Origin of the sequence: Lysobacter capsici (assembly GCF_018732085.1) — a bacterium.
GTDB classification, from domain to species: Bacteria; Pseudomonadota; Gammaproteobacteria; order Xanthomonadales; family Xanthomonadaceae; genus Lysobacter; species Lysobacter capsici_A.
The window spans coordinates 5,099,743-5,120,141 of the sequence record NZ_CP076103.1; the positions used below are offsets into that span (position 1 = coordinate 5,099,743).

At 67.6% G+C, this 20,399-nt stretch carries 21 protein-coding genes; 11 read left to right on the top strand and 10 right to left on the bottom strand.

The genetic code is table 11. The features are described from left to right. The first annotated feature begins 23 nt into the window (after window positions 1-23). Together KME82_RS21250 and KME82_RS21255 are read left to right on the top strand one after the other, a co-directional pair. Window positions 24-599: an NADPH-dependent FMN reductase gene (locus KME82_RS21250; protein WP_215495764.1), complete on the top strand. Its 576-nt coding sequence runs from the start codon at window positions 24-26 to the stop codon at window positions 597-599. Further along, window positions 596-1,102 (top strand): RidA family protein, encoded by a 507-nt coding sequence (locus KME82_RS21255; protein ID WP_215495765.1) that lies wholly within the window; start codon window positions 596-598, stop codon window positions 1,100-1,102. The genes KME82_RS21250 and KME82_RS21255 overlap by 4 nt, the downstream gene beginning before the upstream one ends. Before the next feature lie 190 nt (window positions 1,103-1,292). Here the strand turns inward: KME82_RS21255 and KME82_RS21260 are convergent, their stop codons facing one another. Further along, on the bottom strand, window positions 1,293-2,087 hold the full coding sequence (locus tag KME82_RS21260; protein WP_215495766.1) for an N-acetylmuramoyl-L-alanine amidase: 795 nt from the start codon (window positions 2,085-2,087) through the stop codon (window positions 1,293-1,295). 496 nt (window positions 2,088-2,583) lie between these two features. On the opposite strand from KME82_RS21260, the gene KME82_RS21265 reads away from it, so the two are divergent. Then, the gene (locus KME82_RS21265) at window positions 2,584-2,775 is read left to right on the top strand and encodes a hypothetical protein (protein WP_215495767.1); all 192 of its coding nucleotides are present in this window, start codon (window positions 2,584-2,586) and stop codon (window positions 2,773-2,775) included. A gap of 103 nt (window positions 2,776-2,878) precedes the next feature. Here KME82_RS21265 and KME82_RS21270 read toward each other — a convergent pair whose 3' ends face one another. The 4 genes from KME82_RS21270 to gnd all read right to left on the bottom strand — a co-directional run bounded on the left by KME82_RS21270 (window position 2,879) and on the right by gnd (window position 6,974). Then, a complete protein-coding gene (locus KME82_RS21270) occupies window positions 2,879-3,358 on the bottom strand; it encodes a hypothetical protein (protein WP_215495768.1) in 480 nt (159 codons plus the stop codon). A 131-nt stretch (window positions 3,359-3,489) separates the two neighbouring features. After that, entirely contained in the window at window positions 3,490-3,960 is a 471-nt protein-coding gene (locus KME82_RS21275; protein WP_215495769.1) for a hypothetical protein, read from the bottom strand. Between the two features lie 288 nt (window positions 3,961-4,248). Beyond that, window positions 4,249-5,496: a glycosyl hydrolase family 8 gene (locus KME82_RS21280; protein ID WP_215495770.1), complete on the bottom strand. Its 1,248-nt coding sequence runs from the start codon at window positions 5,494-5,496 to the stop codon at window positions 4,249-4,251. 572 nt (window positions 5,497-6,068) lie between these two features. Beyond that, on the bottom strand, window positions 6,069-6,974 hold the full coding sequence (gene gnd / locus KME82_RS21285; RefSeq protein WP_215495771.1) for a phosphogluconate dehydrogenase (NAD(+)-dependent, decarboxylating): 906 nt from the start codon (window positions 6,972-6,974) through the stop codon (window positions 6,069-6,071). 2,490 nt (window positions 6,975-9,464) lie between these two features. Between gnd and KME82_RS21290 the strand changes: the two genes are divergently transcribed. From KME82_RS21290 to KME82_RS21300, 3 genes are all read left to right on the top strand, one after another. Beyond that, window positions 9,465-9,857, top strand: a complete 393-nt coding sequence (locus tag KME82_RS21290; protein WP_215495772.1) for a YciI family protein — start codon at window positions 9,465-9,467, stop codon at window positions 9,855-9,857. A 184-nt stretch (window positions 9,858-10,041) separates the two neighbouring features. After that, a complete protein-coding gene (locus KME82_RS21295; RefSeq protein ID WP_215495773.1) occupies window positions 10,042-11,103 on the top strand; it encodes a DUF1615 domain-containing protein in 1,062 nt (353 codons plus the stop codon). Window positions 11,104-11,315: 212 nt separating this feature from the next. After that, window positions 11,316-11,681 carry a DUF1428 domain-containing protein gene (locus KME82_RS21300; protein ID WP_215495774.1) on the top strand — a complete coding sequence of 122 codons (366 nt, stop codon included), beginning with the start codon at window positions 11,316-11,318 and terminating at the stop codon, window positions 11,679-11,681. A 589-nt stretch (window positions 11,682-12,270) separates the two neighbouring features. On the opposite strand, the gene KME82_RS21305 is transcribed toward KME82_RS21300, so the two are convergent. From KME82_RS21305 to KME82_RS21320, 4 genes are all read right to left on the bottom strand, one after another. Further along, a complete protein-coding gene (locus tag KME82_RS21305; protein WP_215495775.1) occupies window positions 12,271-13,176 on the bottom strand; it encodes an aldo/keto reductase in 906 nt (301 codons plus the stop codon). 142 nt (window positions 13,177-13,318) lie between these two features. Further along, the gene (locus tag KME82_RS21310; protein ID WP_215495776.1) at window positions 13,319-13,873 is read right to left on the bottom strand and encodes an HD domain-containing protein; all 555 of its coding nucleotides are present in this window, start codon (window positions 13,871-13,873) and stop codon (window positions 13,319-13,321) included. Between the two features lie 339 nt (window positions 13,874-14,212). Further along, entirely contained in the window at window positions 14,213-14,824 is a 612-nt protein-coding gene (locus tag KME82_RS21315) for an HAD-IA family hydrolase (protein ID WP_215495777.1), read from the bottom strand. A 101-nt stretch (window positions 14,825-14,925) separates the two neighbouring features. Then, window positions 14,926-15,501, bottom strand: a complete 576-nt coding sequence (locus tag KME82_RS21320) for a GNAT family N-acetyltransferase (protein WP_215495778.1) — start codon at window positions 15,499-15,501, stop codon at window positions 14,926-14,928. A 323-nt stretch (window positions 15,502-15,824) separates the two neighbouring features. Between KME82_RS21320 and KME82_RS21325 the strand changes: the two genes are divergently transcribed. The 3 genes from KME82_RS21325 to KME82_RS21335 all read left to right on the top strand — a co-directional run bounded on the left by KME82_RS21325 (window position 15,825) and on the right by KME82_RS21335 (window position 17,586). Continuing rightward, on the top strand, window positions 15,825-16,034 hold the full coding sequence (locus tag KME82_RS21325; RefSeq protein WP_215495779.1) for a hypothetical protein: 210 nt from the start codon (window positions 15,825-15,827) through the stop codon (window positions 16,032-16,034). A gap of 57 nt (window positions 16,035-16,091) precedes the next feature. Next, window positions 16,092-16,547, top strand: coding sequence for a pentapeptide repeat-containing protein (locus KME82_RS21330; RefSeq protein WP_215495780.1), 456 nt, complete (start codon window positions 16,092-16,094; stop codon window positions 16,545-16,547). Window positions 16,548-16,653: 106 nt separating this feature from the next. Beyond that, on the top strand, window positions 16,654-17,586 hold the full coding sequence (locus KME82_RS21335) for a hypothetical protein (RefSeq protein ID WP_215495781.1): 933 nt from the start codon (window positions 16,654-16,656) through the stop codon (window positions 17,584-17,586). Window positions 17,587-17,593: 7 nt separating this feature from the next. Here the strand turns inward: KME82_RS21335 and KME82_RS21340 are convergent, their stop codons facing one another. Continuing rightward, window positions 17,594-19,114 carry an amidohydrolase family protein gene (locus KME82_RS21340; protein WP_215495782.1) on the bottom strand — a complete coding sequence of 507 codons (1,521 nt, stop codon included), beginning with the start codon at window positions 19,112-19,114 and terminating at the stop codon, window positions 17,594-17,596. 223 nt (window positions 19,115-19,337) lie between these two features. Between KME82_RS21340 and KME82_RS21345 the strand changes: the two genes are divergently transcribed. Together KME82_RS21345 and KME82_RS21350 are read left to right on the top strand one after the other, a co-directional pair. Continuing rightward, complete coding sequence (locus KME82_RS21345) at window positions 19,338-19,706, top strand: hypothetical protein (RefSeq protein WP_215495783.1); 369 nt, start codon at window positions 19,338-19,340, stop codon at window positions 19,704-19,706. Next, on the top strand, window positions 19,703-20,389 hold the full coding sequence (locus KME82_RS21350) for a Sir2 family NAD-dependent protein deacetylase (protein WP_215495784.1): 687 nt from the start codon (window positions 19,703-19,705) through the stop codon (window positions 20,387-20,389). Before KME82_RS21345 ends, KME82_RS21350 begins: the two co-directional genes overlap by 4 nt. The last annotated feature ends 10 nt before the right edge of the window (window positions 20,390-20,399 follow it).

Below are 20,399 nucleotides of genomic sequence, written 5' to 3' on the forward strand. Positions count from 1 at the left end.
TCCCCTTTCTGTGGAATGCCTGCATGACCCCCAATCTCCGCCTGGCGCTGATCTACGGCAGCGCCCGCGAAGGCCGTTTCTGCGACGTGGTCGCCGACTGGGCCAAGCGCCGCATCCTGGGTCACGGCGGTTTCGAAATCGAAGCCATCGATCCGGTGGACTGGCCGCTGTCGGGCCGCATCAACCGCCAGGACGAGGCGCAGTTGCAATCGCTGCGGCAACGCCTGCAGGCCGCCGATGCGTTCGTGGTGATCACCCCCGAGTACAACCACGGCTATCCAGCGCCGCTGAAGGCCTTGATCGATGCCTGCTACGAGCCGTGGCAGGCCAAACCGGTCGCGTTCGTGAGCTACGGCGCCAGCTCCGGCGGCCTGCGCGCGATCGAACAACTGCGTCAGGTGTACGGCGAGTTGCACGCGGTGACCTTGCGCGACTGCGTCACCCTGGTACACGCCTGGCGTCAGTTCGGCCCCGACGGCGAACTGCGCGAACCGCAGGCCGCGCACCAGGCGATGACCACGCTGCTGTCGCGCCTGAGCTGGTGGGCGCTGGCCTTGCGCGATGCCCGCGCCAACACGCCGTACGAGATGGCCGCATGAACGGTTTCGAGCGCGCCACCCGCGAACCGGTGCAGCGTCACGATTTCGACCACGACGATCACGCGCAAGGCCCGCAATCGGGCGATCGCATGCTGTCCAGTGGCGGCGCCTTGCCGTTCCTGGTCGGCGCGACAGTGCCGGCCGGTCGCCCGATGCTCTTGCTCAGCGGGCATACGCCGCCGGTGATCGACCGCGACGCGCCGGCCGACAGCATCGCCGCGTTCGGCGATACATATACACAGACCGACGGCTGTCTGCGCGAAATCGAGCGCAGCCTGCGGCGCCTGGGGCTGGAAATGGGCGACCTGGTGCAATTGCGGGTGTACGTGGTCGGCGACCCGGCGCTGGGCGGGCGCATGGACAGCGAGGGCTTTTCGCGCGCCTATGCCCGCTGGTTCGGCACGCCCGAGCAACCGCAGCGGGTGGCGCGCACGCGAGTGCAGGTGGTGGGATTGGTGAATCCGGGGTGGTTGGTGGAGATCGAGGCGATCGCTGCGGCTTGATGGAGCGCAGCACGAATCGGTCGCGGAACTGCTCGTCGTGCAAGTGATTCGAGCGCTGATCGAAGAGCATCGGGCTTGAAAGCCCTCCCACAAAAAAACCTCGAAGCTGCGCATCTCTTGTGGGAGGGCTTTCAAGCCCGACGCTCTTCGATCAGATCGCTGCGAACCATCCCTAAACCAACACTGCGCTTCAACGCAGCGGCGGTGCCGGCAACGGCGCTGGCGCACCCTCCGGCAGCGCCATCAACTGGCGTTGCAGGTCGAACAAGATCTCCGCATCGCCGGCCTGCCACTCACGCGCCTCATTGCCGCGAAAGTGACGATGAAACGACGCCAGCGCCGCACCGGGCTCGCGCAGGTCGTAACCGACCATCCGCATGGCCGCCCAGGCATCGAAACCCGCCGGCGGCTCGCTCAGCGGCGCGCGCGGCCACAGGCCATAACCGGCCTGCGCCAGGCGCTGCCACGGGAACAACACGCTCGGATCGGTCTTGCGCGTCGGCGCGATATCGCCGTGCGCGACGACCAGATACGGCGGGATGCTCAACCGCTTCGTGAGGTCGGCGAGCAGGCGGATCAGGCTTGCGATCTGCGCTTCGGAGAATGGCTCAGTGCCGTCGTTGTCGAGTTCGATCCCGATCGAGGCCGAATTGAGATCCGAGATGTCGCCCCAGCGACCGGCGCCGGCATGCCAGGCGCGCTGGTCGTCGGCGACCAGCTGATAGATGCGGCCGTCGTCACCGATCAGGTAGTGCGCGCTGACCTGGCCTTGCGAATTGCGCGTACGCAAGGTCTGCAACGATTGCTCGACGCTGTCCTGCTGGGTGTGATGCAGCACGATCAACTGCGCGCGCCGCTGGTTGTAGTTCGGCGAGGGCTGCCACTGCGCGAGCGGATTGTGCGGCGGGACCGAGGCGCAGCCGGCCGCGAACAGGAGCGACGACAGCGCGGCGGCGCGCAGCGAGCGGTGCAGTGCGGAGGTCACGGGGCGGCACTCGTGCGGCGGGGGATGCGGCGATGATCGCGCGATCGCGCAACCGCAGGCAAATCTGCCGAATGCGTGGCTTCAAGGCGAGCCGATCGAGAGGGGTTGTGGGTTTCGTTGCGAACTGACCGAAGAGCGTCGGGCTTGAAAGCCCTCCCACAAAAGACTTCGACGCCACGCGATTTAGTGTGGGAGGGCTTTCACGCCCGACGCTTTTCGATCCACGCCGACGAATGCCCATCGCGATCTTCCTGCATGACCCCGGTTCAAGTACACGAACCTCATGCAGGCGACCCGACTTTCACACCCGGCGTCGCGCGCTATGGCGAAAACCTTACAACTGTCACCCTCGCCGCCATTGGTGATGTATTGGGCAGTTCGCGCGCAACGCCCGACCTACAGTGGCCGCGGCGCGAGCGCTCGCCCGCGCTCCGGCAGCCGCGATCGGCGCCTTGCTCGGTTCGCCGGCTCACTCGCCACGGCAGGAGGATCACCCATGAAATCCAGAACGCTCGGCTATCTGGCCGCGTTCGCGCTGGCCGCTTTCGGGTTCGGATTCGGCGTGCAGGCCGCTTCGTCGGCGCCGCCGGACAAGGCCCTGTGCAGTTACAAAGTCTGCCAGGACCGCTGCGGCGGACTGCCGGGCTGGAGCCCGGGCAACGGCCAGCCGTGCCGCTGCTGCGATTGAAGACCCACGCCGTCGGCGCGGTCGCGGTCGCGCGGCCGAAACCGCGCGCCTGAAACGGCCGATCGCCGCGCGGGCCTCAGCCTCGCGCGGCGATCGGTTTCCATCAGCTGCAGCCTTCCGGCCCGCACGGCGACAGATTGCGGTTCTGCAACGCCCGATCGGCGCTGTCCTTGTTGCTCTTCTTCTCTTCGCGGCGCTGGGCCACGGTCTTGCAGATGCGCTCGACCCGGTTGCTGCCGACGGTGCGCACGCGCTCGCAGACCAGTCGATCGTCGTCGGTCTTGCCGGCGTATTCGATCCAGGCCATGTCGACCCGCGCCTGATCTTGCTCGGCCGGGCTGAGGTCTTCGTAGCGACGGTTTTCCAGCAGCTTGCTCAGCTTGTCCTGGCGCTCGCGGACTTCCTGGCGAGTGGCCGGATTCAACTTGCCGTAGGCGCCCTTGCCGGCATCGATGTCGGCGCGGATGGTCTTTTGTTGTTCGAGCACGGCCTGTGCGTCGAACGGCGTCGCCGGGGGAGCGGCGAACGCGGTGGCGGTGGCGCACAAAGCCGTCAACACGACGGACAGAAAAATCTTACGCATGGCAATGGCTCTCGATCTGGATTTGGAAACGAGCGGAAGTGAAGGACGAAGGCCCGTCCTTCGTGGGTTGAACACGGTGAAGATGGACGCGGCGGCGGAACGGCCCGCCGCGCCATGGCGACGCGACGCCCTCAGCAGCCTGGGCCGCACGGGGCGATCGTGCGGTTCTGCAGCATCTGCATGGCCTGGTCCTTGCTGTTCTTGGTTTCGTCGCGCTGTTGCGCCACCAGCTTGCATATGCGCTCGACCCGGTTGCTGCCGGTGGCGCGCTTGCGCACGCAGACCAGTTGATCGTCGTCGGTCTTGCCGAGGTATTTGATGAAGATCATGTGGGTGCGCGCGCGGCTGCGCTGGGTTTCGTCGAGATCCTCGTACTGGTGGCCTTCGAGCAGCCCGACCAGCTTGCGCTGACGCTCGCGCAGTTCCTGCATCGAAATCTCGTCCAGTCGCGCGTACGTCCCGTTGCCGGCGTCGATGTCGCGGTCGATCTGCTTTTGTTCGTCCAGCACGGTCTGGACGTCGAAGGGTTCGCCCGGCAGGGTCTGGCCGACCGCGGGTGCGATTGCGATGAACAACATCAATCCCAATAGGATGGCGCGCATGTCCGTTTGCCTCGTTGGTCGCGGCCGCACGGCCGCAGGCGAGACGCCGGCCGGCGCCTCGCGGCACTCCTTGGATCCACTGACGCCGACGGCCCCAACCGTGCCGGCGATTCGATCCTAATGGAGACCCGAGACACACTCCATAGACTTTTGACCTAACTCGATACGAAAGTTTTGCAAAATTCGCTTGCTTCGTGACGCACCGCAGCACAAACGCGCAGAACCGGCCAGCGCCCAGGCTCGACCGCGCCGATGCGGGCGGCGCCGGAGCGCCGCCCGCGGCCGGACTCAGGGCTTGATCCAGTTGTTGGACACCGCCAGCATCGACAGCAGCTTGACGCTGTCGCCGTAGTAATCGCCGGGCGCGCCGCTGGCCATGTAGGTCCACAGCTTGTCGAGCCAGGCCTGCGCGTCGGGATCGACGGTCGCCGCGACGGCGAACGGCGCGGTGAAGAACACTTCGTTGTAGTTGTCGATCACCGTGCCGTCGAGCTTGTAGCCGGCCTTGACGTTGTTGGGATTGTTGCCCGCCTTGACCCGGATCCATTGGCTGAGCTTGCGCGCGGCCGCGCGCGAGCGGGTGTCGCCGCTGACCGCCGCGTCGATGCCGATCCGCCACGGCACCCGGCCCGCGTTCCAGGAATAGTGGCCGTCGTGGTCGCCTTCCAGGAAGCCCGCCGGCGCCGGCTTGGCGGTGGTGTTGGTGTTGACGATGAAGTCGGGCAGCAGGCCGGTATTGGGCGCGTAGCTGCTCTGCATGCGGGTGATCAGGTTCTGGTGGGCGTCGAGCACGCCGGTCCAGTAGCTGTCGCCGAGCTTGGCGCCGAACGCGCGGAAATGGCCGAGCATCCAGTCCGAACTGCGGGTGGAGTTGTAGTAGCTCGGCGAACTGCTGTCGACCCAGTCGCCCAGGTTCACCAGCTTGCTGGTCGGATGCACGTTGCTGCGACGGATCGCCGCGATCACCTTGCGCGCCTCGCTGGCGTAGTTGATCGCGCCGCCCGAGCCCCATTGCGCGTCGGCCAGCAGCAGCGCATAGGCGATGTCGAGATCGCCGTCGGTGGCCGAATCGGCGCCGACCACGTTGTTGCAGTTGACGTCCTGCGCCCAGGCCAGCAGATCGGCGTCGTTGTTGCTGGGATGGCCGCGGTTGTAGCGATGCAGTCCGTCGAAGTAGGTCTGCGCCTGCGGATCGTTGCCGGCCATCATCACCGTGATCAGCATGCCGTAGCCCTGGCCTTCGGAGACCGTGTAGGCGTCGCCGGTGTCGGCCTTGATCCGGTACTCGCCGGACCTGCACGCCGGTTTGAGATAGCGCTGTTTCCAGGTGCCGTAGAACGACGCGGTGGATTGGTCGGCCGAAGCACGGCCGACGCTCGGGCTCAAGGTGCCGCTCACATACGCCTGGCGATGACTGCCGAACGGGTAGTTCGGCGCGGCGATCGCCGCGCCGGCCGCGGTCGCGGCGACCAGGGCGAGCAGTTGCATACAGCGCCGCAAGGGCGGCCGGCGCGTGGGGGAGGTGACGGTGGTCATGGGACGTCTCCGAAGTGGGGAACGAAGCGGGACGGCGCCGCACAGCCCGGCGTCCGCCGACGCGCTGCGCGCGCGGCGTTTCGACGATGAGCGAATGAAAACCCGATCCGGTGTGGCGGCGAAGGAGTGCGTCGCGTTGCCGCGCATGCCGGGCAACGAACGCAACCCAGGCTAGCGCGCCCGGCTGCGCGCGTACCTGAGCGGCCGTGACCGCGCGCGTGAAAGTGGCTTGCGCCGCTTCGCAGATCGACCAAGGTCTTAGGTCATAGGTCGCGCAATCGGCGATCGCGGCGCTGTTGCCTGGCTGGGTGAAGCCGTGCGAGTGGATGCGGCAGCCCGGAGAAGACCGGCGCGACCCGTAGACCAAGCGGGGTCCGAGGTCTTCTGTGGGAGGGCCTGAAGGCCCGATGCTTTTCGATCAGAGCCTGGCGATCCCACACCCCGCTCAACGTGGGCGCTGAAACAAGCGCGTCGGGCCTGAAGGCCCTCCCACATGGACCTCGAAGCCGCGCGTTGTCGCAAGCGCCTGCTGTTGCGTAAGCGCCCGCGACAAAGCCCTCGCGACTACCCCGTCATTCCTTGCGGATCGCATGCCCGCCGAATTCGTTGCGCATCGCCGCCAGCAGCTTGTCGGCGAACGAATCCTTGTCGCGCGAACGCAGGCGCTCGAGCAACGAGGCGGTGATCACCGGTGCCGAGACGTTGAGGTCGATCGCCTCGGCCACGGTCCAGCGGCCTTCGCCGGAGTCTTCGACGTAGGGCGCGATGCCGTCCAGGCTCGGGTTCTTGCCCAGCGCGTCCGAGCTCAGGTCCAGCAGCCACGAACGCACCACGCTGCCGTGGCGCCAGATTTCCGCGATCTGGTGCAGGTCCAGGCCGAAATCGGCCTTGTGGCCCATGATCGCGAAGCCTTCGGCGTAGGCCTGCATCAATCCGTACTCGATGCCGTTGTGGACCATCTTGGTGAAATGGCCGGCGCCGCTCGGACCGACCCGGCCCCAGCCGCGATCGGCGGCGGGCGCAAGGGTTTCGAAGATCGGCCGCAGCCGTTCGACCGCGGCCTCATCGCCGCCGATCATCAGGCTGTAGCCTTCCTTGAGGCCCCACACGCCGCCGCTGGTGCCCGAATCGACATAGTGCAGGCCGTGCCCGGCCAGTTCGGCCGCGCGCCGCATCGTGTCCTTGTAGTTCGAATTGCCGCCGTCGATCACGGTATCGCCGGGCGACAGCAGCGGCAGCAGTTCGGCGAGGGTCGCGTCGACGACCTGCCCGGCCGGCACCATCAGCCACACCGCGCGCGGCGCGGGCAACGCGGCGACCAGTTCGGCCAGCGAGGTCGCCGGCGCGATGCCGCGCGTGGCGGCCTGCTCGCGCGCGGCCGGACCGGGATCGAAACCGCCGACGGTGTGCCCGCCGCGGACCAGGCGTTCGGCCATGTTGGCGCCCATGCGGCCGAGACCGACCATGCCAAGTTCCATGTTCTCTCCAGTAGCGATTGCTGTTCGATGAGCCGGGCCGGCGGAGGATTCCGCCGCGGCGAAGCCGCAGATGTTCCCGCCCGGTGCGATAAGGAAGTGTGAGCGCAAACGCGCAAACAAAGCCCGCCGATGCAACGCAGTGTCGCGGCGTCGCTCAAGGCGGCGCGGGCTCGCGGCCGAGGGCGGCCTCAAGCGCGGCGCGGCGGCGATGGATCACGTGCAGGCCCATCGGCAGCAGCGCCATCGCGAACAGCGCCCCCGCAATCCACGGCCGGATCTTTGATTAAAAACAACACAACCCCCGAGCAGGGCAGGGTTGCCTGGGTAAATCCGGAAATAAAAAACACGGCCGGTCGGGGGGGACCCCCCAAAACAAAAAAAAAAAGCCGCAAATCGGGGGCCCCCGAGCCGGCCGGCCGATCCCCCGCCGCCTATGACCACGATCGCGACAATGCGCCAACGGTAAAAAAAAGCCCGTTGGAAACAGCGCCCAAACCAACCGCCGCGAATATCCACCCAGGTGCCAGGGGGGCGCGCTCCCACGGCCAAACCCACCAAGGTAAGAAAAGTGAAGAAACACCCCACCCATCATGCCCGGGGGGGTGGGTTTCCCGACGCCCCACGCCGGCCCCCCCCCGGATGCCGGCCACAGTACTCGGCGGGTAAAAACGCCCCGCCACGTGTTTCCCACGGTCGGTGGGACCACAAAAAAAACCCCTTTTCGGCCCGCATGGTCCCCCCACCCTTAACCTGGCCCTTGGAATGGGGGGACACGCTTTGAACCGGGGGGGGGGGACTAAATCGGGCCGGGTTTCCGCCAGCGCGCCACGCCCCGCAAAGCGCCCCCCACCGGTCGGGGCCGCGGGGGGGCCCCCCGGCCGGCCGGGCAGCAATTGGGTGAAAATCGGGGCCCCGCGGAACAAACGAAACAGCGCGACCGCCTCGATCCGCCTACAAGGGTGGGGCGACCCCCCGGCCGCGAAGGCCTGAATCCCCTGCCCCCGCTTTGCGGCCATCTGCATTCCGCCTCGAACAACCGCGAATCGCGGTCCGGCCGCCGGCGGGGCAGGGGCTGGTTTTCCGTTGGGAAAAACCCATCGGTGGCTTGCTGTTCTCGATCACCACCCGCTTGCCCGTTTGGGGCCGCGAGCTTCGCTCCATCATGGCGGGGGGGCCAAGGGTTGGGTCTGCTCGCGCCGCCGCGGTCAAAGCGCCTTGAGATGATCGTCCGGGGCGGGGCGCGGGGGTGGAACGCCCCTGGGTAGGGGGACGGGTCGGCGCTGAGCACGATCAGCGGCTTGCCGTCGTGGCGTTCGCTCTTGGCCACCGCGCCGGCGTACAGCGCGGCGCGTTGCTGCGAGGCGGAGGGGATCATATGAGCTTTTCCCAGAAACGGGGGGGCCGGGGAGGCCTGGAGCGCGGTCCAGCCCCCCGCGACAATGGGCCCGCGCCCGGTTCCAAAGCCCGTCGCTGTTAAGTTCTCGGATTTTTCGCGCCGCGCAGCGCAAGGGCAGTTGCGCAATGCCGGGCCGGGGGGCGGTAGTCGCGCGGCGAGCTTGCCGTCCTTCGCGCCTTGTTCGCAGGCGCGGTACATCGCCAGCATCTTCGGCCCGATCTCGGCCTCGGTCTTGGCGTAGGCCGGCGAGAATTCGCCGACGTTCTGCGCCGGCGGGTCGATCAGGATCAGCGCCGACACCGATTTCGGATACAGCGTATCGAAGCGACCCGCACCCACCCCAGGCTGGCCCGTAGGAGTTAAATGCCCCGGCCAGGCCATCAGTCTTTACGTGTCGGATATCGGGCCGCCCATCGTTTTCAAGGCATGCAGGCGATGCAGCCCCCCCGCTCGATCCTAGACCCCCATGCCAGCGGGGTGGGCCGGCGGTTCCTGCGCTCGGGTCCCATGCCGGGGGGCTCGCCCGGTCGGGTAAGGCGTCTATTATACCGCGGTTGTGTTCGGCCACCGCCGGTTGCGATCTGGCCCAGGCCAGCGAATCGGCGGCGAACCCCGCTTCCAGGATCACGGTCGGTTCGCCCTGACCGCTGCAACGCAGATTGAGATGGCGGCCCTTGCCGATGTCGACCCGCTGCGCGGGCGCGGCATAGACGTCCAGCGCCGGGTCGGGCCTGGGCGTCGCCGGCGGGGCCGCGAGCGCCGGCATGGCCGCCAACGACAGCAACGCCCACCACGGCGGCGACACGCGCCCGCGCTTCGTCCCGGAATCGCTCATGCCCGCCCTCGCCTTCGGTCGATGAAGGCGCGATGGTAAACAGCGAATTGTCATGTCCGCTCGCACGATCGCGCGACCGAGACAGACCAGATTCAGCTGCGCGGCCCGGACCGGCTGCGCTCGCGAAAAAAACCTCGCCGGGCCTGTCGATCCGGGCGCGGCCGGTTCGTCGTCCTTGCAAGAACGCGGCAATGCAGCATGGCCCAGCGCCGACCGCAGGCCGCGACTATCCACCCGCTGCACCACCGGAGACACGTCCATGCGCTTCATGATGTTGATGATCCCCCAAGGCTACGAATCGGCCGCGCCCGGCACCCTGCCCAGCGCCGAACAGATCGAGACGATGACGGCCTACAACCACTCGCTGCAGCAAGCCGGCGTGCTGATCGCGCTCGACGGCCTGCATCCGCCGTCGATGGGCGCGCGGATCAGTTTTCCCAAGGGCCAGCCGCCGCGGGTCGTCGACGGACCGTTCCCGGAAGCCAAGGAAGTGCTCGGCGGTTACTGGATGCTCGAGGTCGCCTCGCGCGAGGAAGCGATCGAATGGGCCAGGCGTTGTCCGGCTTCGGAAAACGAAACCATCGAGATTCGCCAGGTGATGGGAATGGAGGATTTTCCCGAGGACGTGCAAAAAGCGGTCGGCGAGCTGTAACCGACGCGAGCTCGTCGAGCCGCTGCGCTCCCCACGCGCACGCGGCTGAACACCCTCGCGCCAGCGCTGGCCGCGCCGCGAAGCGGCCCGTATCCTGCATCCGTTCCCTCCCCGGCCAGCGAACCCCGTGCCCCGACCTCTGCCCGCCGCTGCCGGTCCGACCTCGCAACGCCCGCGCTTCGCAATGTTCGCGCTGTTCGCCGCGCTGGTTGCCGGCTGCGCGAGCCAGCCCAGCCAGCAAGGGCGCCAGCCCGCCGACGTGCGCGCGGAACTCGTGCGCAAGATGCCGGCCGCGACCGCCGACCGCGAAGGCTGGGCGACCGACATCCAGGCCGCGCTCGCCGCGCAGCGGATCGACCCGTCGAGCGAAAACCTGTGCGCGGTACTGGCGGTGATCGAGCAGGAGTCCGGCTACCGCGCCGATCCCGCCGTGGACGGGCTGGCGCGGATCGCGCGCGAGGAGATCGACCGGCGCGCGGCGGCGAAGCACGTGCCCAGGTTCATGGTGACCGCCGCGCTGCAGATCAAATCCCCCGATGGACGCAGTTACGCCCAGCGTCTGGAATCGGTGCGCAGCGAACGCGAACTGAGCGAACTCTACGAGGACATCATCGGCCGCGTGCCGCTGGGCAGCCGCCTGTTCGCGGGCATGAACCCGGTGCAGACCGGCGGTGCGATGCAGGTGAGCATCGACTTCGCCAAGGCGAACGCGCGCGACTATCCGTATCGCGTGACCGGTTCGATCCGCGAGGAAGTGTTCACCCGCCGCGGCGGCCTGTATTTCGGCATCGCCCACCTGCTCGGCTACGCCACGCCCTACACCCGCAAGCTGCACCGTTTCGCCGACTACAACGCCGGCTGGTACGCCAGCCGCAACGCGGCCTTCCAGAACGCCGTGAGCAAGGCGTCCGGGATCGCTTTGGCGCTCGACGGCGACCTGCTGACGCCCGGCGCTTCGATGAAAACGCCGGGCCAGACCGAGCTCGCGGTGCGCGCGCTGGGCGCGCGGCTGGACTTGGACGACGCGGCGATCCGGCGCGCACTCGCCCACGGCGACCAGCTCGACTTCGGCGACACCGATCTGTACACGCGCGTGTTCGCGCTGGCCGAAACGCGCGGGCCGCTGCCGCGCGCGCTGGTGCCCGGCATCGCCCTGGAAAGCCCCAAGATCACCCGCAAGCTGACCACCGCCTGGTTCGCCGATCGCGTCAACCAGCGCTACCAACGCTGCATGCTCAAGCCCTGACGGGAGTTCGCGGTGCGAGCGGCCGGGGCATCGGGCCGGTGCAGCGGCCGGGATCGAGCGACGCTGCGGCGTTCCTGAACGGACGAAAATAATTCCGGCTGCGATGTCGATCCTCGCGCCGCCGGTTCGTCGTTCCAGTGAGGCAGGCAGTTCACCGGCGCCGTCGCGCGCCGCTGCCCGATTCGTTCCCCTGTTCGCACAAGGAGATTCGCATGTCCTACATCGACGGTTTCGTCATCGCCGTACCCGCGGCCAACAAGCAGAAATTCATCGACCATGCCCGCCAGTTCGATCCGATCTTCATCGAACTCGGCGCGCTGCGCGTCATCGAAGCCTGGGGCGACGACGTGCCGGACGGCAAGCTGACCGACTTCCGCAAGGCCGTGCAGGCCACCAGCGACGAAGTGGTGGTGTTCTCCTGGATCGAATGGCCCGACAAGGCCACCCGCGACGCCGGCATGAAGAAAATGATGGAAGACCCCCGCATGGACCCGTCCAACCCCGACACCCCGCCGATGCCGTTCGACGGCAAGCGGATGATCTTCGGCGGCTTCGAGCCGGTGGTCGAAATCAAGTAACGGCATCGCCCCGCGGACGTTAGCCCCGCGCTCCAGCGTGGCGAGCACCCCAACCCGGCCGATACATAGCCCTACATCAATACCCCACCTCGATCAGCGCTGCAGCCGAATCCAGATCGCTATCTCAATCCAAGCCCACGTTGCCAAGTTCATCCCCCAGCGCTGCGAAGCCTGTAACTCGCGTTAGCAAAAGCACGCCCGAAGGGCGGCGCACATGGTTGTGCGCCGTGCGCCACCGGGACAGGATGTCCCGTGTGGCGCATGCCCGCGGAAGCACCGCACGCGCGGGCACTTGATTCACAAAAAAAAGCATTTTTCTTTGGTTACCTTTCTTTTGTTGCTTTAGACAAAAGAAAGTAACCCGCCCGCTTGCGGGCGGAAGCTATTGATCTTGCCTCTAACCTCAAAGGCTCTAGAGTTTCTAAGCCTAGAAGACGGAGGCAGGATCAACAGGCTCACTCATGAGAACGGCCAAGATGGTCAGCGGCCTGTTCAAGCACGGTCCGAGGGACTCAAATCTCCGGAAAAACGAGCGCGCACCGGATCCGGGCGAATCGCAGCCACCGTTCCGATTCCCCATCCTCAGCCCTCAAGCCACCTCCCGCCCCGCCCCCACCTGCCAAACCTCATACCACTCCTCCGCCCCAAGCCGTATCGACAACGCCGCCACCGCCTCGCGCAACCCCTGCACACGCCCACTGCCGGTGACAGGCCACGGCCGCGACGGATGCCGCAACAGCCACGCATAAGCCATCGTCGCCACCGACGCCCCGCCATGGCGCTGGCCGATCGCGGCCAGGCATTCGCGCACACGCGAAGCATGCGCGTCATCGGCCGCGAACAACCGCCCGCCGCCGAGCGGCGACCAGATCATCGGCCGCATGCCCAGCAACTGGCATTGATCGAGGGTGCCATCGTCGAGCGGCGGCAGGTGCAGCGGCGACAGTTCGATCTGATGCGTGGCCAACCGATGCCGCGCGTTCAACAACTGCAGCTGCGACGGCGTGTGATTCGATACGCCCACATGCAGCACCTTGCCGGCCGCCTTGAGTTGCTCGAAGGTCAGCGCCAAGGCATCGGCGTCCATCAACAGATCGGGACGATGGATCAACAACAGATCGAGCCGGTCGGTGCGCAGCGCGCGCAACGAGTTCTCAACCGAGGTCCGCACGTGCTCGGCGGAAGTGTGGTACGACTTGATCCGATGCGCGGGCCGCTGCGCCGAGGTCAGCTTGATCCCGCATTTGCTGACGATGCGGATGCGATCGCGCAAGCCCGGCTGCGCCGCGAGGGCTTCGCCGAACAACGACTCGACCCGGTAATCGCCGTAGATATCGGCATGGTCGAAACTGTCGATGCCCAGCGCCAGCGCCTCGTTGATCCATTGCAGGCGCTGGCCGACATCGAACCCCCACTCGGCCATGCGCCAGGCGCCGGCGACGATGGGAGACAGTTGCAACGAAGACGGGTCGGCGGACGCGGAGATGACGGACATGGCGGGCACGGGCAGTGGGGAACGCTCAGTCTAGCCGCGAGCGCTGCGTGCGCCAGCCTCCAGGCGATCCGATCAGCGCTCGCGGCCGAACTACATCCGCGTGGGCCGCGGCGCCGGCACGATGCGCGCGGGGCTTCCTCGCTCAGGCCGCTTCGTGGTCGACCAGTTCCACCGCGCGCGCATACACCGAGTCGAACAGCGCCTCCAACCCTGGGTGAACCCCGCGCACGCCGTCGATCACCCGCGCCGACCAGTCGAAGTAGTCCTGCTTGCGCTGGCGCGACCAACCCCGCGGCGGCGCGGCGAGCAGATCGCGCAGATTGCAGATCTTGTCGGCGAGCTTGACCAACTGCGCTTCGCGCGAAGCATGCGCGGCGTGTTCGATCTGCAGACGCTTGCGTTCGGCCTTGGGCAAGGTCTTGTCGTCGCTGACCTCCAGCACGACCGCGGCGATGCGGGCGCCGAACATCGCTTCGAGTTCGTCCGCGCGGGTGTCGGTGTCTTCGATCGTGTCGTGCAGCAAGGCCGCGCACAGCGCGACGGTATCGTCGACGCCGCCTTCGTTGGCCAGCACGTCGGCCAGGGCGATGGGGTGGTTGATGTAGGGCGAGGCGGCCTGGTCGAGGCGGCGCTGGTGGCGGTGACGCTCGGCGGCGAAGGCCGCGGCGCGGATCAGCAGGCGGTGATCGGTGCTCATGTCGTTCTCCTGGTCGTGCAGGGGCCCGCGCCCAGCCGTCGACGCCACGCGGCTCGGGCCGCGCGGCGACAATCGGAAAGGGGAGCGTGGCGGGACCGATCGCAGAATGCGGGTCCGGTGCGGCCACGGACATAGTGTAGCGCGCCCGCGGACGCCGAGAGCGGCCGACTCACGCTCGCCGGCGCCCATGGCCTGCCGATGCGCGGATCCGAAGCCGACATCGCCTCATCGTCCAACGCCACTTTGACATTTCCGCCGCGAACTCGAGCTCAGTCCGCGCGACGGCCGCGAACGTTGCGCCCGCGGCGCCGCCCGGGCGAGGCACCCGCCTGGCGCGACCTATCCCTCCAGCGCGCCGGTTTCGTCCAGCCATTGCCGCATCGACGCGACATCGCGGTAATGATGCGCATTGACCCCGAGCGCCGCCGCCGCGGCCACGTTGTACGCGTCGTCGTCGACGAACAGCAGGCGCTGCGGCGCCGCGTCGGCACGATCGAACGCGACCTGGAACAGCGCCGCGCTCGGCTTGGCCGCGCCGACCTGGCTGGAATTGACGATCGCATCGAAATGCCGCGACAGACCCAGCACCTCCAGGTCGCGCGGCAAGCGCGATGTCGCGTTGCTGACCAGGATACGGCGCAAGCCCGGCCGGCAGGCCTCGAGCAAGGCCAGCACGGCCGCATCGACTTCGCCGCACGACAGCGACCACTGCCGCACCGCGCCGTCCACCGAGGCGTGAGGATGCGATGCGCGCAGACGCGCCGCGACCTGTTCGCGCCATTGCGCGTCGCTGATGCGCCCGGTCACCGCCTGCGCCAACAGCTCCGGCGCGAACGCGGTCGCGCGCAGGCTGCCGCGCGGCAGGTCGTGCGCGGCCTCGATCGCCGCGTCGCGTTCGGGCCAGCGGCGCAGCACGCCATCGAGATCGATCAGCAACGCGTGATAGTTCATGGCATCGCCCGCGGTTCGGTGATTGGATCGATTATCGGCCCAGATGCCGGCCAGGTCGCGCGACCTGCGTGCGCTATCGTGAATACGCCGAACGCGACGCCTCAGCCGGCCGCATCGCGGCTGCGTTCGAAGCGCAGGCCCTCGGCCGCTCGCGCGGTCCCGCTGCGCACGAAGCCCAACTTGCTCAGCACCCGCACCGAGGCCGGGTTGGCCCATTCGGTCTCGGCGATCACCCGCTCCACCCGCGGCTGCGCGAGCGCCCACTCGACCAGCGCGCCGGCCATTTCCGACGCGTAGCCGCGGCCTTCGAACTGCGGCAATACCGCGTAACCGACCGCGACCTCGCCGTCGAGCGGCGGGCCGACGAAACCGCCGCTGGCGACCAGCACCGATGCCGCGCCGTCCTCTTGCCGCGCCAGCGCATACCAACTGAACCAGCCGCCGCAGCTCGGCGCGGCCTGCAGCCACAGCGCGAACAGCGGCAGCGCGTCGGCCACGGTCTGTGGCGGCCATGCTTCGGGAACATGCGCATTGAGCAAGGCCGCGAACTCGGCGCGGTCTTCGAGCTCGGCGCGGGCCAGCGCGAGCGTGGCCGGCACCAGCAGCAGACGTTCGGTCGCGATCGGCTCGGCGCCGGGCGGGGCGATCGGAAATACAGCATCGCGGGTGAAGCTCATGCCTGCGACCGCCTGAGGAAACGAAAACCCGGGATTGCACCTTACCCGCATCGCTGCGCGCGGGCGACCGCAGCCACGCGCGGCGGCGCGCGATGCGCACCGTCGTGCACCGACAAACGCGACGCGCATCACTCATCGGGCATCGCGCTGTCCTGCGCCGCGCGGGTTCTACGTGGGCTTCGCTGATGGCGCCGGCATCCATGCGCGATGTCCGCAGCTGATGTCCCGCGCCCACCCGCTCCCGCGATTCCGCCAGGACGGCACCGCGCGACCAGTCATCTCGCTGCGACCGCTCCCCACGTTCGCCCCCTCCCGGAGTGTTCATGAGCATGTTCACCACCCGCGCCGGCGTCGACCTGTACGACAAAGGCTGGGGCAGCGGCCCGGACCGCCCGCGACTGGCGCAGTTGATCGGCGGCGTGTTCGTGGCGTACCTGGGGTTGATGGTGTGGCAAGGGTTGCGGATACGGCGCGAGCGCCGCCGTTCACCCGGCACGCGCCTGGCCGAACGCGCGCAACACGGAGGCGGTTGATCGACAGGCACCCGGCAGGCGCTAAGCTTCGTCCCGACGTATACAGACAGGTCACGCATGGCGACCGACAAGCGACGCATTGCTTTCACGGATGAAGATGGACACCACTTGGGCGCGTACTACCTTCCGGCCGACTCGATCGATTGCGAAGACGGCGACTTCAGTGGCCTGATCGCGATGGGCACTACCGTACTGCGCGGCCGCAGCTTCGCGCGTTCGAGTCTGTACTGGGCGATCCTTAGCGACAGCGATCTGTCCGGCTGCAATTTCGAAAATGCCGATCTACGCGGCGCCAACTTGAAATGTTCGGCTCTGGTCGACTGCAATCTGCGCGATGCGAATCTGGGCCTGGATGCACTCGGCGGCGCAACCAAATTGCAGGGTAGCGATTTGAGCGGTGCGCAATTGCATCGATGCCGACTTCAGGGCGCGAAGTACGACCAACACACTCGCTTTCCGCCCGGTTTCGACCCTCATGCCGCGGGGATGGTCGAAACCGACCCAGGCCGCTGATAACCGTCATTGATTCGACTTGGGTATACGAGCGTTTCGCCCGCTTCGTAGTCGATAAAACCACGCTACCATCCCGGCTCAGCATGGAATCGAGCGCAAGCCCGTCATGAAGACCCTGCAACTGTGGCCGATCCTCACTCTCGAACCGGGCGAGGGCAAGCTGGTCGCCTTCGATATCGGCCCCGACCGCGCGGTGTATCTGCTGCATGCGCTCAAGCCGCTGGATTATCGGCGCGAGGACAAGGGCGCGAGTTTCGCCAAGGTCCGCCCCGCCACGCCGCAGCACTACCGCGCGCAGGCCTGGCTCGATGGCGCGCAGCTGCTGGACCTGTCCATCGACAACGAACCGTACAACGTCCACGCCCTGCAACCGCTGGGTGAGGACTTGCTGCTGGTGTGCGCGCGTTCCACCCGGCACGGCGGCGACAGCGATCTCAATGGCCGCGTCTACTCGCGCAGCGGCCGATTGCTGCGCGAAATCGCGCTGGGCGATGCCATCGAGCACGTGCAGACGACCGCGCGTGGCGAAATCTGGACCGCCTATTTCGACGAAGGCATCTCCACCGACCATCCCTTGTCCTGGCCCGGCCTGGTCGCCTTCGACCGCCAAGGCACGCCGGTGTATCGCTACCAGCCTCAAGCGCCGCTGGATGTCATCGCCGATTGCTATGCCCTCAATCTCGCCAGCCACAACGAAGCGTGGACCTGCTACTACACCGACTTCCCGCTGGTGCAATTGCGCGACCATCGCATCGTTCGCCACTGGAACGTACCGGTGTACGGCGCGCATGCGTTCGCCGTGTATCGCAGCCATGCGCTCTTCGCCGGCGGCTACGATGCGCGCCACACCTACACCCTGCTGCGTCTGGACGACGGCCCTGGCGCGTCGGTCGTGGCGATGTTCGATCTGGTCGACGAGCACGGCGAACCGCTGCAGGCCGAACTCGTCCGCGGGCGCGGCGACACCGTGTACCTGCACCGCGACGATCGCGTCTACGCCTGCGATATCCACCAGGCATTGAGCGCGTTCGCCAACTGACCCGCGTTTAATGCGCCGGGTGCGGCGCGCCCTTGATCCGCTCGATCCGCTCGCTCAGGCCGCGCTCGAACGCCAGCCCCTCGCCCAGACGGCGATCGATTTCGGCCATCGGCAACCACCGCCCCTGTGCGAACACCCCGGAGACTTTCGAAACGTTCTGGATATCGGCCAGCGGATCGGCGTCGAGCAAGACCAGGTTCGCGCGCTCGCCTTCGCGCACCGCGCCGCTGCCGGCGTCAGGGTCGAACAAGCGATGCGCGTTGATTGAAGCCGCGCGCAGCACGTCGAGCGGGCTCAATCCGATCTCGCGCAGTTCGATCATTTCCTGCTGCACCGACACGCCAAACGCGAGCCCGGGCAAGGCCGCGTCGGTGCCGACGGTCAACGGCACGCCGCGCTTGTACAACTCGCGCGTCAACACGCGGGCGAAGTCGTAGCCGGCCGAGAACCTGTCGGCGCCTTCCTGATCGCGGAACGCCTGGCTCAGGTAGCGATTGGCCGGCGGCATCCAGTCCTGGCGGGTCACCGGGTCCACCAGCCTGAGCCAATCGCCCGGCACCGGCGGCACCGTGCGCTGCACGTACATCTCGACGATGGTCTTCAGCGTGACCAGGGTCGGCGTCACCGACATGCCGCTGTCGGTGACGGCCTGGGCCAGCGCCTCGATGTCCTTGGGCGACAGATCGCTGCCGATACGGGCGAACCGCGCCAGTTCCTCGCTGTGGGCGATATTGGTCATGGGATGGGCGAACGCGAACACACGATCGGCGCAGCTCGCGCATCCCAGCTCGGGCAGATGGCCGGTGGTGATGAAGCCCTGGCGCCGCGATTCCTCGATCACCGCCCGATAGGTCTCGCGATTGAGGAATTGATACGGCTTGATGAAGTCGTAGCCGCGCTCGCGCGCGCGGCGCACCGCGGCGATGCCGTCGGCGGCGGTATACGGCGCTTCGGGTCTGGACGCCGGCACCGCCGATTCGGGCTTGATCGCGACCGCCGCGCGCGGCCCGTTGATGCGCTTGCCGACATACAGCCGCGGGCCGTCGATGCGGCCTTCGTCGATCTGCCCGCGCAGCCACAGCAGATCCTCGTCGCTGCCCGCGCTGCCGCCGAGGTTGGCCGCGCCGGTGACGCCGGCCTTGAGGAACGACAGCATCACCTGCCGGTCGTAGGCATGATCGCGGCCCAGGTCGAGCGCGGCGATCGCCGGGTCCTTGCTGTCGCCGATCGCGCCTTCGGTGGCGATGTGGACGTGTGCGTCGACGAAACCGGGAACCAGGAACTTGCCGCGCCCGTCGACGACCCGCGCGCCTTCGACCCGCGTGCGCGCGCCCGGCGCCGATATCCGCGCGATCTTGCCGTCGCGGATCAGCACCGTGCGATCGCGCAGCACTTCGTCGGTATCGAGCGGGATCACGGTGACGTCGGTGATCACGAAGCTGCCTGCCGGCACCGCCGCCGGGGCCGCCACCGCGGTGGCCGACAGCGACGCGAGCCCGAGGCCCAGCACCAGCGCATGAACGATCATTCCACTGTTCTCCGGTTGTTTGCAGGCCGATGATAACCACGCGATCGCGATCGGCAGGCTTCACGGCTCAAACCCGCGCCCGCCGCAACCCGCCCTCAACAGATGCCGCCGATGGCGTCATGGTTGAAATCCGCAATCGCTCGACCGGCTCATGAACCACGGCGATGACGATCGCTACACCGACCGACGATGGCGGGCCTGCGACGCGATCGGCCCGGTCGCCGTGTTCACCAGCGCCGGAACCGGCCCGGTTCCGCGCTCGGCGCGGCTCGCTGCGCAAGGAGCCGGCGCCGGCGTGGATGCCTTGCCGGCCCGCGGCGCTTCCCGGCCGATTCCGCACGCCGGCAACCTCGACGATTGGATAAGCTGCGCGCAGCGCGGCCTGTTCGCCTACGATTGGAGTGACATCGTCGCGGACAATGGCGGTTGCGCCTGCGAATTGCTCGCCGCGCCGCTCGCTCCGATCCGACTGCGGGCGCTGCCGTCGCCGCTGCGCGAGATCGCCGCCGCGACGAGCATCGCCCCTGTCGTCTTCGGCGAAAACGATCCGCTGTCGCGCCGCCGGCTTCCCGATATCGAGCTTCCGCCATGAAAGACAAAATCGTCGTATTCACCGGTGCCGGCGTCAGCGCCGAAAGCGGCCTGAAGACCTTCCGCGACATGGGCGGGCTGTGGCACGAGCATCGCCTGGAAGACGTGGCCTCGCCGCAGGGCTGGCAGCGCGATCCGGCCACCGTGCTGCGTTTCTACAACGAACGCCGCCGCGGCGTGCTGGCCGCGCGCCCGAACGCCGCGCACGAAGCCATCGCCCGGCTGGAAGAGCGCTTCGATGTCGTGGTGATCACCCAGAACATCGACGACCTGCACGAACGCGCCGGGTCCTCGAACGTGCTGCACGTCCATGGCGAAATACTCAAGTCGCGCAGCACCGGGCTCACGCCGCCGCGCATCTACACGCTCAAGGGCCCGACCATCGAGATCGGCGACCTGTGCGAGCGCGGCAGCCAGTTGCGCCCGGACGTGGTCTGGTTCGGCGAAGCCGTGCGCCATATGGACGAAGCCGAAGCGCATTTCGCGACCGCCGCCAAGGTGCTCGCGATCGGTACCTCGCTGACGGTGTATCCGGCCGCGGGCTTGGTCAATTGCGCGCCGCCGTCCGCCGAGCGCGTATTCGTCTCGCCGGAGGTGCAGGACGTGCCGCGTCACTACCGCTTCCTGCAAGGCACCGCGGTGGAGACCGTGCCGCCGTTGGTGCAGCGATGGATCTCGCACTGAAAGTGCATTA